Source organism: Xanthomonas maliensis, from assembly GCF_009192945.1.
GTDB classification, from domain to species: Bacteria; Pseudomonadota; Gammaproteobacteria; order Xanthomonadales; family Xanthomonadaceae; genus Xanthomonas; species Xanthomonas maliensis.
The window spans coordinates 65,589-78,829 of the sequence record NZ_NSET01000068.1; the positions used below are offsets into that span (position 1 = coordinate 65,589).

The 13,241-nt window shown below is 65.4% G+C and carries 14 protein-coding genes; 8 read left to right on the forward strand and 6 right to left on the reverse strand.

The annotated features are described in order from the left end of the window. Positions 1-55: 55 nt before the first annotated feature. Entirely contained in the window at positions 56-1,231 is a 1,176-nt protein-coding gene (locus tag CKY51_RS19940; protein WP_022973484.1) for an acyl-CoA dehydrogenase family protein, read from the reverse strand. 136 nt (positions 1,232-1,367) lie between these two features. Further along, positions 1,368-2,159: a glycine zipper 2TM domain-containing protein gene (locus CKY51_RS19945; protein WP_022973485.1), complete on the reverse strand. Its 792-nt coding sequence runs from the start codon at positions 2,157-2,159 to the stop codon at positions 1,368-1,370. Between the two features lie 144 nt (positions 2,160-2,303). Here CKY51_RS19945 and CKY51_RS19950 point away from each other — a divergent pair, with 144 nt between their 5' ends. Both CKY51_RS19950 and CKY51_RS19955 read left to right on the forward strand, forming a co-directional pair. After that, positions 2,304-2,519, forward strand: a complete 216-nt coding sequence (locus CKY51_RS19950) for a DUF6116 family protein (RefSeq protein ID WP_152249741.1) — start codon at positions 2,304-2,306, stop codon at positions 2,517-2,519. Beyond that, complete coding sequence (locus CKY51_RS19955; RefSeq protein WP_022973487.1) at positions 2,519-3,286, forward strand: TatD family hydrolase; 768 nt, start codon at positions 2,519-2,521, stop codon at positions 3,284-3,286. The genes CKY51_RS19950 and CKY51_RS19955 overlap by 1 nt, the downstream gene beginning before the upstream one ends. 45 nt (positions 3,287-3,331) lie before the next feature. Here CKY51_RS19955 and CKY51_RS19960 read toward each other — a convergent pair whose 3' ends face one another. After that, positions 3,332-4,153 carry a tRNA threonylcarbamoyladenosine dehydratase gene (locus tag CKY51_RS19960; protein WP_022973488.1) on the reverse strand — a complete coding sequence of 274 codons (822 nt, stop codon included), beginning with the start codon at positions 4,151-4,153 and terminating at the stop codon, positions 3,332-3,334. A gap of 46 nt (positions 4,154-4,199) precedes the next feature. Here CKY51_RS19960 and CKY51_RS19965 point away from each other — a divergent pair, with 46 nt between their 5' ends. Together CKY51_RS19965 and CKY51_RS19970 are read left to right on the forward strand one after the other, a co-directional pair. Continuing rightward, entirely contained in the window at positions 4,200-4,622 is a 423-nt protein-coding gene (locus tag CKY51_RS19965) for a hypothetical protein (RefSeq protein WP_022973489.1), read from the forward strand. Positions 4,623-4,742: 120 nt separating this feature from the next. After that, positions 4,743-5,213 carry an outer membrane lipoprotein gene (locus tag CKY51_RS19970; protein WP_022973490.1) on the forward strand — a complete coding sequence of 157 codons (471 nt, stop codon included), beginning with the start codon at positions 4,743-4,745 and terminating at the stop codon, positions 5,211-5,213. A 110-nt stretch (positions 5,214-5,323) separates the two neighbouring features. On the opposite strand, the gene CKY51_RS19975 is transcribed toward CKY51_RS19970, so the two are convergent. After that, positions 5,324-5,539 (reverse strand): cold-shock protein, encoded by a 216-nt coding sequence (locus tag CKY51_RS19975; protein WP_152249755.1) that lies wholly within the window; start codon positions 5,537-5,539, stop codon positions 5,324-5,326. A gap of 226 nt (positions 5,540-5,765) precedes the next feature. Between CKY51_RS19975 and CKY51_RS19980 the strand changes: the two genes are divergently transcribed. Both CKY51_RS19980 and CKY51_RS19985 read left to right on the forward strand, forming a co-directional pair. Beyond that, positions 5,766-6,251 carry a DUF456 domain-containing protein gene (locus tag CKY51_RS19980; RefSeq protein ID WP_152249743.1) on the forward strand — a complete coding sequence of 162 codons (486 nt, stop codon included), beginning with the start codon at positions 5,766-5,768 and terminating at the stop codon, positions 6,249-6,251. A 197-nt stretch (positions 6,252-6,448) separates the two neighbouring features. After that, positions 6,449-7,579, forward strand: coding sequence for a phospholipase A (locus tag CKY51_RS19985; RefSeq protein ID WP_152249745.1), 1,131 nt, complete (start codon positions 6,449-6,451; stop codon positions 7,577-7,579). Between the two features lie 217 nt (positions 7,580-7,796). On the opposite strand, the gene CKY51_RS19990 is transcribed toward CKY51_RS19985, so the two are convergent. Then, entirely contained in the window at positions 7,797-8,432 is a 636-nt protein-coding gene (locus tag CKY51_RS19990) for a glutathione S-transferase family protein (RefSeq protein WP_022973495.1), read from the reverse strand. A gap of 236 nt (positions 8,433-8,668) precedes the next feature. Continuing rightward, the gene (locus CKY51_RS19995; RefSeq protein ID WP_022973496.1) at positions 8,669-10,186 is read right to left on the reverse strand and encodes a fumarate hydratase; all 1,518 of its coding nucleotides are present in this window, start codon (positions 10,184-10,186) and stop codon (positions 8,669-8,671) included. 182 nt (positions 10,187-10,368) lie between these two features. On the opposite strand from CKY51_RS19995, the gene CKY51_RS20000 reads away from it, so the two are divergent. Both CKY51_RS20000 and CKY51_RS20005 read left to right on the forward strand, forming a co-directional pair. Next, positions 10,369-12,246 (forward strand): ABC transporter ATP-binding protein, encoded by a 1,878-nt coding sequence (locus CKY51_RS20000; protein WP_152249747.1) that lies wholly within the window; start codon positions 10,369-10,371, stop codon positions 12,244-12,246. Between the two features lie 147 nt (positions 12,247-12,393). Further along, positions 12,394-13,173 (forward strand): ferredoxin--NADP reductase, encoded by a 780-nt coding sequence (locus CKY51_RS20005; protein ID WP_022973499.1) that lies wholly within the window; start codon positions 12,394-12,396, stop codon positions 13,171-13,173. Positions 13,174-13,241 lie beyond the last annotated feature (68 nt).

Consider the following 13,241-nt stretch of genomic DNA (forward strand, 5'->3'; position numbering starts at 1 on the left):
CACCGCGCCACACAGGCGCCTCATCACGTCCTTGCCGATCAACACCCGCTCCTCGTCAGAATGCGCTGAGTCCCGTCAACGCCCGTCCCACCACCAACTGATGCACCGTCTCGGTGCCCTCGTAGGTGATCACCGATTCCAGATTCAGCGCATGCCGGATGGCGGCGTGCTCGGTCGTGATGCCAGCGGCGCCGAGCAAGTCGCGACAACCACGCGCCACGTCCAGCGCCATGCGGCAATTATTCCATTTTGCCAGCGAGATCTGTTCCGGTTGCGCCTTACCCGCTTCCTTCAACCGGCCCAGTTGCAAGGCCAGCACTTGGGCAGTGGCGATCTGCCGCGCCATGTCGGCCAGCTTGATCTGCGCGCTCTGCGTCGCCGCCAATGGACGTCCGAACAGGATCCGTTCGCCGCAATAGGCCAAGGCCTCGCGCAGGCAGGCGATCGCCGCGCCGATGGCGCCCCAGGCGATGCCGTAACGCGCCTGGCTCAGACAACTCAGCGGCGCCTTCAATCCCTGTGCCTGCGGCAGACGCATGGGTTCGGGCACGACCACCGCATCCAGAAACAGCGCCGAGGTCACCGATGCGCGCAGGCTCATCTTGTGGCCGATGTCCTGGGCGCTGAAGCCGGCGCTGGTGGTGTCGACCAGGAAACCTTGCACACCTTGGTCGGTCTGCGCCCAGATGATCGCCAGCTGGGCGATGCTGCCATTGGTGATCCACAACTTGGCACCAGTCAAACGCCACCCATCACCGTCGCGGACCGCGCGGGTGGTCATCGCTGCCGGATCCGACCCGCCCTGCGCCTCGCTCAAGCCAAAGCAGCCGATCACCCGCCCGCTGGCCATCTCCGGCAACCAGCGTCGGCGCTGCTCCTCGCTGCCGTAGGCGTGGATCGGGTACATGCACAGCGAGGACTGCACACTGACGAAGCTGCGCACTCCGCTGTCGCCGCGTTCCAGTTCCTGGCAGATCAGGCCATAAGCCACTGCACCGAGCCCGGCACCGCCCTCGGCGATGGGCAAACTCGCACCCAGCAAACCGAGCGCCGCCAATTCCGGAATCCACTCGCGCGGAAACCGACCGTCCTCGAACGCCGCACCGATCACCGGCAGCACCTGGTGATCGGTAAACCGTGCGACGGCCGCCTGGATGGCACGTTCCTCCTCGCTCAGCAAGGCCTGCACATCCAACAGATCATCGGGCCGCACCGGCATGCTCGCCTCCATCCTCAGGGTCAAAGCCGATTATCCACATCTACCGGCCATTGCCGGCATCGACCACGGCAGAACGCACAAGAGCCGGCAGTGCCGGCTCCTGTATCTGTTGCCTGTGGTCGGTCTGCGGCACGCGACCGCAGCGCTCTTACTGGCGGGTGCTACCGCCATCCACGCGCGCGACCGGACTATCCACGGCCGAGGCGGTCTGGGTCACCAGCTGCCCATCGACGACCGGCAGGCGATCGCTGGCCGGCTTGTCGTTCATACGCACGGTCTTCTCCATCCCGTCATAGCGGTAGGTCACATCGTAGGCCACCACGTTATCGGCATCGCCCAGCGAGATGCGGTCGCCCGGCTTGCTGTCCATCCGCATGGTGCCGGTGGTGCCATCGGCATTGCGGTAGGTCACGTCGTAACCGACCACGCGCGAGGACTGCGAATTGGCACTCTCGGTATGGCACTGGCGCTCGGTGCGGTCGACCACGCGCCCGCCGACATGGTTGCGGTCGATGCGATTACCGATGAAGCCACCGCCTACCGCGCCGGCCGCGGTCGCCAGCTTGCGGCCATTGCCGCTGCCGAACTGATTGCCGACCAGGCCGCCGATCAATGCGCCGGCCACGGTGCCGCCAACGTTGCCGTCGCGCTCCGGCAGACGCTCCTGCACCACGACATCGCGGCATACTTCGCGCGGCGAACTGCTGGTGGTCGTCTCACGGACCGCATTGCTATTGATCACCTGAGCGTACTGCGGCTCGCGCTGGGTGATCGGTGCCACGCGCACCACGTCTGCGTACTCCAGGCCGCGCGGTGCGGGTTGTCCATTGGCGACGTAGTCGCCCGATTGCGGACGGTTGTTCATGAAGGCAGCGGTAGCCACGCCTCCGACCAGCAATGCACCAGCAGCGACCAGTATAGTTGTCGTATTGCTCTTCATCACCAGCTCCCTGCGGACATCCCGCGTTGTTGACGGCCGTGATTCCACCATGCGAACCCTGAACCAAAACGCCCTCGCTCATGAAGAGCGCGGTTAAGTTCAGCTATCAGTTATTTCATCGATTCCTAACAAAAGGAGCACGTTATGCGTCATCCCATTGCGTCTCGTGCATTGCATTGGGCTAGCCGCCTGCGCTACCCCACGTTGTTCAAACTGGCCGCAGCGCTGCTGCTGGTGGACGTGTTGCTGCCCGATCCCATTCCATTGGTGGACGAGCTGCTGTTCGGCACGGTCACGCTGTTGTTGGCCAACTGGAAGCAGCGCAAGCAACCGCTGGACGTCGCTGCGCGCCAGCCTTGATGCAGCTGATCGATAGCCACTGCCACCTCGACGCCGACAGCTTCGACGACGACCGCGACGCGGTGATCGCCCGTGCCCAGCGCGCCGGCATCGTGGCGCAGGTGATTCCGGCAGTCACCGCCGCCAGTTGGCCTGGCCTGCGTGCGGCCTGCATGCGGGCGCCGGGCCTGCATCCCGCCTACGGCTTGCATCCGATCTTTCTGGAGCAGCATCGACCGAAGCATCTGGACGAACTGGAGGCATGGATCGAGCGCGAGCGCCCTTGCGCAATCGGCGAGTGCGGGCTGGATTTCTACCTGCCCGCACTCGATGGCCCGGCCCAACGTCGCTACTTCGAGGCACAACTTCGGCTGGCCAAACGCTACGATCTGCCGCTGATCGTGCACGCGCGTCGCGCGGTGGAAGAAGTGATTGCGCGCATCAAGGCCGTGGGCGGCTTGCGCGGCGTGGTACACAGCTTTGCCGGTAGCCCCGAGCAAGCGCAGCAATTATGGAAGCTGGATTTCCTGATCGGCCTTGGCGGACCGGTGACCTACCCGCGCGCCAACCGCCTGCGCGGCCTGGCCGCGCGCATGCCGCTGCAGCATCTGCTGCTGGAAACCGACGCGCCCGATCAACCCGATAGCGACATCCGCGGCCAGCGCAACGAGCCGGCGCGGTTGCGCACCGTGTTGGAGTGCATTGCGCAGCTGCGCGACGAGCCGGCGGCGGAGATCGCCCGCCAGACCACGGCCAATGCACGGCGCCTGTTCGCACTCCCCGAATGACGCGCGCCGAGCGACGCCGTCCAACGGTCGGCGAGCGAGCGCCGCCTAGCTGGCGCTCACTGGCTCCGCAGCGGCCCTGGCCTTGGACTTGAGCAGCATCTCGATGGCTTTGCCCGCCGCCACGAAGGCAAAGGCGCCGGTGATGTGCGTCGCTGCCCCCAGCCCGGCACCGCAATCCAACTTGAGCGTGGCATCGGCGTCCAGCTGCGGACGGATCCCGCACACGCTGCCGTCTGCTTGTGGATATTTGACGTTCTCCAGCGAATAGACCGCCGGCACGCCGAAATAGCGCTGCGGATTCTTCGGAAAGTTGAACTCGCTGCGCAGCTTCTTGCGGATCAGCGCCAACATGGCGTCGTGCTCGGTGCGCGAGACGTCACGCACCCGCACCAGGGTGGGATCGGTGCGTCCGCCAGCGGCCCCTACCGTCAGCAACGGCAATTTGCGCCGCCGACACCAGGCGATGGTCTCGACCTTGACGCGGAAGCTGTCGCAGGCGTCGATGACCAGGTCGATGCCTTCGCCGAGCAAGCTGGCGATATTGGACGGCATCAGGAACGCCTCCACGGCCTCGACCGCGATGTCCGGGTTGATCGCCAGGCAGCGTTCGGCCATGGCCTGCGCCTTGTTGCGCCCGTACTGCCCAGCCAGTGCGGGCAACTGGCGATTGGTATTGGACACGCACAGATCGTCGGCATCGATCAGGCGCAGCTGGCCGACCCCGGTCCGCGCCAGCGCTTCCACTACCCATGAGCCCACGCCGCCCAATCCGACCACCGCCACCCGGCACGCCGCCAGGCGCTCTACCGTCCCGGCCCCATACAGCCGGTCGATACCGGCAAAGCGTTCACGCCAATGTGCTTTCATCTGCCTATTTTACGCGCCGCTCACGGCCCCGCCACGGGAACCCTGCATGACCGCTCCGCCGACCGCCCAGTCCCACTCCGCCCGCCTGCTCTTCATGCTGATCCTGGGCCTGGTCATTGGCCTGATCTGCACGGTGATGGCCGCACGCGCCCTGCAGGCCCGCCGCGACCCAGTGCCCGACAGCCTGATGCAGGTGATGGCACTGCAGATGCGCCAGCTACAGGCGACCTCTGCCACGTGCACGCCGGCGGTCCTGCAACGCCGCCTGCAGACCCTGCGATTGCTCGCCGACGATCTGCAGCCGGCCTTCGGCACGCTCGGCGAGGACCGCCGCTTTGCCGAGCATGCGCAGGCCTTGCGATCGACGCTGGACCAGGCACTGGCGCAGCCCGCGCGCTGTGCCGATGTACGGCCGTTGCAGGCACGCATCGACGGTGTATGCAGCGACTGCCACCGTGACTTCCGGTGAAATCCATGCTCGCGTTTCGTTAAGCCTGCAGTCGGCCAGTTGGCAATCCGTTCACCTGTGGCATCCGAGGATGGCGGCGCCGCGGTCCTAACCGCTTCACGAACCACCCGGAGATCCATCATGAAGACCCGACTGCTTGTCATCGGCCTGGCCGTCACCGCGACCCTGGCGGGTTGCGCCACTCCTCAGCCGCGCTACGGCAACAACCGCGGCTACGACTCCGGATATGGGCAGCAGGCACGCTGCGTGGATTGCGGCATCGTCACCCGCATCGACACGGTGGCACCGACCCGCAGCGCACCGAACGGGACTGGCGCGATTCTCGGCGGCATCGTCGGCGCCGTTGCCGGCCGCCAGATCTCCGAGGGCACCGGCGGCAGCAAGGGCAACAAGAACGTCTCCACCGTCGCGGGTGCCGCGGCAGGCGCGCTGGCCGGCAATGCCATCCAGAACAATGTGACCAGCGAGAGCTACGATGTGCAGGTGCGCATGGACGACGGACGCGTGATCGTGGTCAACCAGCGCGATCTGGCCGGTGTGCGCGAAAACGCCTATGTCCGCGTTGTCAACGGCAAGGTGGTTCTGCGCTGACCCGCAGCACCGTCACGCGCTGAGCAACACCGCACGCGCGACAGCAATGCAAAAAGGCCCGTCACTGACTGGGCCTTTTTGCTATCTGGAACCTTGGGCAAGCGCGTCGCTCAGATCACCTGCACAGCGTCGGCCTGCAGACCCTTCTGGCCTTGCACGACGGTGAAGCTGACCTTCTGACCTTCCTTGAGGCTCTTGAAGCCCTGTACCTGGATGGCCCGAAAATGGACGAACACATCCTCGCCATTCTCGCGGCTGATGAATCCGAAGCCCTTGGCATCGTTGAACCACTTCACGACCCCATTCTCGCGCTCGACGTTGGACATCTCGACTGACTCCCTACGACACTGTGGTGGGTTGGCGGCGGTGGCTGGTTGCAAGGAGGAAGCGAGGTACGACGATGTAGCGGATCGGTCGATCAACTGCATCAGGCCACGATTCACGGTGACCTTTGCAAACAGCAGCGGCTGCAACTTAACCCGCGCAAAACCAATTTTCAAGCACCCCTTGCGGATTTTTGTCAAGCCTGAAACAGGACATTTCTGAACCTTCATGGATAGCACCGTCGTCTACTACGTCCTGGCCGGCGCACTGGTATTGATCGGCCTGGCCGGCGTGCTGCTGCCGGCCTTGCCAGGCCTCCCGTTGGTCTTTGCCGGCCTGCTGCTCGCGGCGTGGGCGGACGGCTTACAGCACGTGGGCTGGGCTGCCCTGGTCATCCTGGGCCTGATCACTGCGCTGTCCTTCGTGATCGACTTCCTGGCCACCTTCTACGGCGCGCAGCGGGTCGGCGCGAGCAAGCTGGCGCTCTGGGGTTCGGTGATCGGAACCGTGGTCGGCCTTTTCTTCATGCCGATCGGGCTGCTGGCCGGCCCGTTCCTCGGGGCCTGGCTCGGCGAGTACTACCAGACCCGCAAGAGTGGTCAAGCCACCCGGGTCGGCATCGGTACCTGGCTGGGGATCGTGCTCGGCACCGCAACCAAGCTGGCGCTCGGCATGTGCATGCTGGGCGTGTTTGCGATCGCCTGGTTCTTCTAACGGTCGCCCACGCCGGGGAATGGGCGCACCGAGACGTCCACTTCCGAATCGACGACGAGTGCTCGCTCGACAGCGGGAGACGGCTTGCAAACCGGCGAGGATGTTATGCCGCCGTGTACACACAGCGTATGCAAGCACGACCGTTAAGCTTGCCGCCTCTGCGCCTGCCTGGCGCTCTTTCCCCGGCCAGACCGTCCATGTCCAAGTCCCGTACCCGCCCCTTGATGCTGATCGCCATGGCCGCCGCGCCGTTGGCGCAGGCGCAGGAAATCGCGCCGCAGCCGGCCACCCCGCAAGCGTGTACGTCCGTGACCTCGGACGCCGCACGCCTGGCCTGTTACGACCAAGCGCTGGGATATACACCGCAGGCAACCCAGCAGGCCGATGCCGCCGCGCAATCGGCCAAACAGGCCGCCAAGCTCGACGACACCCGTGTGATCAGCCGGGTCGGTGACTTCTTCCATGCCGATGGTGAGAATGTGCCGCAGGAAGAAGCCGTCGCCAACGCGGGACGCGGCTCCTTGCTGGACCGACGCTGGGAGCTGGCCAAGGACTCCAAGCTCGGCACCTTCCAACTGCGCGGCTACAAGCCGGTGTATCTGCTGCCGGCGTTCTGGACCAGCGATATCAATCGCACCCCGCAGTCGCCGAATCCGGCCAACTCGGTCAACACGCCGCAGACCCTGGACAGCACCGAGCTCAAGTTCCAGCTCAGCTTCAAGACCAAGGTCGCGGAGGATCTCTTCGGCGACAACGGCGATATCTGGATGGGCTATACCCAGAGCTCGCGCTGGCAGGCCTATAACGCCGAAGCGTCGCGCCCGTTCCGCGAGACCAATTACGAGCCGGAAGCGATGCTGGTGTTTCGTAATAACTACAGCCTGTTCGGCTGGAAGGGCCGCATGAGCGGCATCAGCCTCAATCACATGTCCAATGGGCGCGCAGACCCGCTGTCGCGCTCGTGGAACCGGGTGATTCTGAACTTCGGGCTGGATCGCGAGAACTGGGCGCTGACACTGCGCCCGTGGTTCCGCATCAAGGAAGACCGCGCCGACGACAACAATCCCGATATCGAGGATTACATGGGCCGCGGGGATGCCACCCTGGTTTACAACAAGGACGGTCACGAGTTCGCGCTGATCGCGCGGCATTCGCTACGCGGCGGCGATCGCTCGCATGGCTCGGTGCAGCTGGATTACGGCTTCCCGATCACCAACCTGTTGCGCGGGCACGTGCAGGTGTTCGATGGCTACGGCGAAAGCATGATCGACTACAACCACAAGGCGACCTACATCGGCGTGGGCGTGTCGTTGCTGGAGTGGTTCTAACGCGGCCCCATCGCGGCTTGGTCGCACTAACGCAGTCACGCCGTGCGCGGCTTGCCGACGTCCCATCGATGCGCTGCCAGGATGAAGCCGATGCGTTCGTGCGTCGGCCTCTCTCGCGGTGACGAAGCTGAGTCAGCGCTCTGGATCGAGCCGGGCGCGTGATCGCGCACCATCATGCGCACCGATGACCCGCACAAAGCGATGCGGCATTCGCGCGTCAGGTCCAGTCCGTCAACCCTTCGCGGCGATAGGTTTCCTGAAAGGCAGGACGCGCCTTCATCCGTTGCGCATGCGCCTGTAGCGCCGGCCAGGTGTCGGTCGGCCGCGGCATGTCGCGCGACCAACGCATCAGCATGGTCAGCATGAAATCGGCCGCCGACAGCTGCTGCCCAAGCAGGTAGGGGCCGTGCGCCTGCAGATGCGCATCCACCTGGCCCCAGGCCGCTTCCAGCCGCGTCCGCGCCTGCGCCTGGGCGTCATCGGCATGCGCGGCACCGGCGGGTTCGTCGGGATAGAACCAGGCGCGATACGCCGGCTGCAGGGTGTTGGCGCAGAAGAACATCCACTTGTAATACGCCGCGCGCTCCGGTGTGCCGACCGTGGGCGCCAACCCGGCCTGCGGGTACCGGTCGGCCAGGTGCAGGACGATCGCCGCTGCCTCGGTCAGGACCTGCCCGTCCAGCAGCAGGGTCGGCACCACGCCGGCCGGATTGAGTGCCAGATACTCGGGCGATTTGTGATCGCGCTGAGCGAAGTCCAGCGAATGCAGCGTGTGCGCCACATCCAGTTCGATCAACAGCCAATGCACGACCAGAGCGGCGGTGCTGGGCGAGTGATACAACGTGGCGACCATGCGGGCTCCGGGATAAATTGGGAAAGGCGCGCAGGGCTGGCAAGGCCTGCGCGGTCTACTGCGTTTGTCGTTGCGTTACCGGGTCGTCGACGACCTGCGCCGTGCAATACCCGCTGCACCGGGGTGCGCACATCACGGCGGCGTCTTCACGGGTGCCGCAGGAACGCGTCGCGCATGCCGCTCGCAGGCACCGGCCGCACCTCCGCAACGCGGTGCAGCCGGCTCGATCGCCGCAGTTACTCGACCACCACTGGAATCTTGCCGATACGCGACTGCCATTGGCGCGGGCCAGTCTTGTGCACCGACTCGCCGCTGGAATCCACCGCGACGGTCACCGGCATGTCCTTGACCTCGAATTCGTAGATCGCCTCCATGCCGAGATCCTCGAACGCCAGCACACGCGCGGCCTTGATCGCCTTGGACACCAGATAGGCCGAACCGCCGACCGCCATCAGATAGACGGCCTTGTTGTCGCGGATCGCCTCGATCGCCGCATCGCCGCGCTCGGACTTGCCGACCATGCCGAGCAGGCCGGTCTGTTCCAGCATCTGCCGGGTGAACTTGTCCATGCGCGTGGCGGTGGTCGGGCCAGCCGGGCCCACCACTTCGTCGCGCACCGGATCGACCGGGCCGACGTAGTAAATGAAGCGATTGGTGAAATCCACCGGCAGGGTTTCGCCGCGGTTGAGCATGTCGATCATGCGCTTGTGCGCGGCATCGCGGCCAGTCAGCAGCTTGCCGTTGAGCAGGATCACCTCGCCCGGCTTGAAGCTGGCTACTTCCTCCTTGCTGATGGTGTCCAGGTTCACTCGGCGCGCATTGGTCGGGTTGTAGGTGAGCTTGGGCCAGTCTTCCAGCGACGGCGGATCCAGCATCACCGGGCCGCTGCCATCCAGGGTGAAATGCGCATGGCGGGTGGCGGCGCAGTTGGGGATCAGCGCCACCGGCAGGTTGGCGGCATGGGTCGGATAATCCTTGACCTTGATGTCCAGCACGGTGGTCAGGCCACCCAGGCCCTGCGCGCCGATACCGAGTGCATTGACCTTCTCGTAAAGCTCAAGCCGCAGCTCTTCGGCACGATTGGAGGCGCCGCGCGCCTGCAGGTCGACGATGTCGATCGGCTCCATCAAGGCCTCCTTGGCCAGCAGCATCGCCTTCTCGGCGGTGCCGCCAATGCCGATGCCGAGCATGCCCGGCGGGCACCAGCCGGCGCCCATGGTGGGCACGGTCTTGAGCACCCAATCGACGATGGAGTCGGACGGATTGAGCATGGCGAACTTGCTCTTGGCCTCCGAGCCGCCGCCCTTTGCGGCGACGATCACCTCGACATGGTCGCCGGGCACGATCTTGGTGTTGACCACTGCCGGCGTATTGTCCTTGGTGTTGGCGCGCTTGCCGGCCGGGTCGGCCAGCACGCTGGCGCGCAACTTGTTGTCGGGATGGTTGTAGGCACGGCGCACGCCCTCGTTGACCATGTCTTCCACGCCCATCGTGGCGTCGTCCCAGCGCACGTTCATGCCGATTTCCAGGAACACGGTGACGATGCCGGTGTCCTGGCAGATCGGGCGGTGGCCTTCGGCGCACATGCGCGAATTGATCAGGATCTGCGCAATGGCGTCCTTGGCGGCCGGCGATTCTTCGCGCTCGTAGGCGGCGGACAGATTCTTGATGTAGTCGACCGGGTGGTAGTAGCTGATGTACTGCAACGCATCGGCGACGGACTGGATGAGGTCTTCCTGCTTGATCGAGGTCACGGCTGGCTCTACGGCTTGCGGGGCGATCCGGTCATTTTAGTCCAAACCGCGGGCCGGTCCGGCGAGCGCAGGGAAAGCAGCGTTGCGTGCCACCACGGCGACCCGCCCACCGCTGCCCGGGATGCGCGGCGGCAGCGCATGTCCACACTCCGCGCCGACGCCGCAGCCGGCACACTATGCCGATGCCCGTCTCCTCCTCCGGCGCCCACGCGCCCGCCGCCCGTCCTGGCCCTACCCTGCGCGAGCGCCTGGACGCCATGCGCAACCTGCCGCCGTTCCTGCGCCAGATCTGGCAGACCAGCCGTTGGCTGAGCGCCAGCAGCATCGGCCTGCGCATCCTGCGCGCCGTGCTACCGGTGGCCACGCTGTACGTGGGCAAGCTGATCATCGACGAGGCGATCCATCTGGTCGGCCAGCCTACGGCCTTCGAGACGCTGTCGCAGGCGCTCACCAGCGGCCGCCTGAATCGCCTGCTGGAACTGCTGGCGCTGGAGCTGGCGCTGGCGATCGGCTCGGACCTGCTCGGCCGCTTGGTCGGCTATGCCGATGCGCTGTTGTCGGAGCTGTTCAACAACGCGGCCAGCGTGCGCCTGATGGAACACGCCGCGCAGCTGGATCTGGAGGACTTCGAGGATCCGGACCGGCAGGACAAGCTGGACCGCGCGCGACGCCAGACCATGAACCGCATGAACCTGATGAGCCAGCTGTTCGGGCAGGTGCAGGACAGCATCACCGTCATCAGCCTGGCCGTGGGCCTGTTGGTGTATGCACCGTGGTTGATCGCACTGCTGGCCGTGGCGCTGATCCCGGCCTTCATCGGCGAAGCCCACTTCAATGCCCTCGGCTACTCGCTGAACTTCCAATGGACTCCGGAGCGACGCCAGCTCGACTACCTGCGTCAGGTGGGTGCCAGCGTCGAGACTGCCAAGGAAGTGAAGATCCTCAACCTGCACCGCTTCCTGATCGCCCGCTACCGGCGACTGGCAGACCGTTTCTTCCGCGCCAACCGGGCGCTGGCACGCAAGCGGGCGCTGTGGGGCACGCTGCTGGCGGCCCTGGGAACGGCGGGCTACTACCTGGCCTACGGCTATATCGCCTGGCGCACCGTGCGCGGCGATTTCAGTATCGGCGACCTGACCTTCCTGGCCGGCAGTTTCCTGCGTCTGCGGCAATTGATGGAGGGGCTGCTGATCGGTTTCTCGCAAGTGGCCGGCCAGGCGCTGTACCTGGACGATCTGTACTCGTTCTTCCGCATCGTGCCGGAAATCCGCTCGCGTCCGAACGCGTTGCCGGTACCGCGGCCGATCCGCCAGGGTTTCGTGTTCGAAGACGTGGGTTTCCGCTATCCCGATGCCGAGCAATGGACCGTGCGGCATCTGGATTTCGCATTGCACGCCGGCGAGGTGTTGGCGCTGGTGGGCGAAAACGGTGCCGGCAAGACCACGCTGGTGAAGTTGCTGGCACGTCTGTACGACCCGGACGAAGGCCGCATCCTGCTGGACGGGCAGGACCTGCGCGATTACGACCTGGACGATCTGCGCGCCAACCTGGGGGTGATCTTCCAGGACTTCGTGCGCTACCACCTCAGCGTCGGCGAGAACATCGGCGTTGGCCGGGTCGAGGCAATGGACGATGCGGCGCGGATCCGCGCCGCCGCCCAGCGCGCCATGGCCAGCGAATTGATCGACGCCCTGCCCGCCGGCTACGACCAATTGATCGGCCGCCGTTTCAAGAACAGCGTGGACCTGTCCGGTGGACAATGGCAGAAGATCGCCATCGCCCGCGCGTACATGCGCGACGCCCAGCTGATGATTCTCGACGAGCCCACCGCGGCGCTGGATGCGCGCAGCGAGTACGAGGTATTCGAGCGCTTCAAGGAACTGTCGGACCAGCGCACCGCGGTGCTGATCTCGCACCGCTTCTCCAGCGTGCGCATGGCCGACCGCATCCTGGTGCTGGCCGACGGCCGCATCGAGGCCAACGGGACGCACGCCGAACTGATGGCACAGGGCGGCCGCTATGCCGAATTGTTCGAGCTGCAGGCGGCCGGCTACCGCTGAGGTCATCAGCGGGTGTGGCCGCTCGCGGGCATTCCGAGCCAGTGCCCGTCAGGTCGCGTCGATGGCTGCGGCCGCAACACATGAGATTCATTCTCATCTCTTGCAGATGCGCTAAAATGCCCCGTCCCCTGCCAACGAACGTCCACGATGTCTTCCGCTTTCGGCGCCGAAACGGTGCTTGAGGTCCGCCACTGGACCGATGCCTACTTCAGCTTCACCACGACTCGCGACGCCGGATTCCGTTTCGAGAATGGCCAATTCGTGATGATCGGCCTGGAGACGGAAACCCGTCCGCTGCTGCGGGCGTACTCGATCGCCAGCGCGAACTGGGAAGAGCAGCTGGAGTTCTTCAGCATCAAGGTGCCCGATGGTCCGCTGACCTCGCGGCTGCAGCACATCCAGCCCGGCGACAAGGTCCTGGTCGGCAAGAAGCCCACCGGTACGCTGTTGATCAGCGACCTGCACCCCGGACGCAATCTCTATCTCCTGGGCACTGGCACCGGCCTGGCCCCGTGGCTGTCGATCATCAAGGACCCGGAAACCTACGAGCGCTTCGACAAGGTCATCCTCACCCATGGCGTGCGCTTCGAGCAGGATCTGGCCTACCGCGAGTATTTCGAACGCGAGCTGCCGCAACACGAGTTTCTGGGCGAACTGCTGCGCGACAAGCTGCTGTACTACCCGGCGGTGACCCGCGAGGAGTTCCGCAATCGCGGCCGGCTGACCGACTTGATGGCCGACGGCCGCATGCAGCAGACCCTGGGACTGCCGACCCTGGACCCGGCCAACGATCGTTTCATGATCTGCGGCAGTCCGCAGATGCTGGCCGACCTGCGCACGCTGTTGGATTCGCGCGGTTTCCAGACCTCGCCGCGGATCGGCACGCCCGGCCATTACGTGTTCGAGCGCGCCTTCGTGGAGAAGTGATGCGGCGCGATGCGACGTTTCATCTGAGAAACCCGCGGCCGTAGGAGCGCCCCGGGCGCGACGGGGCG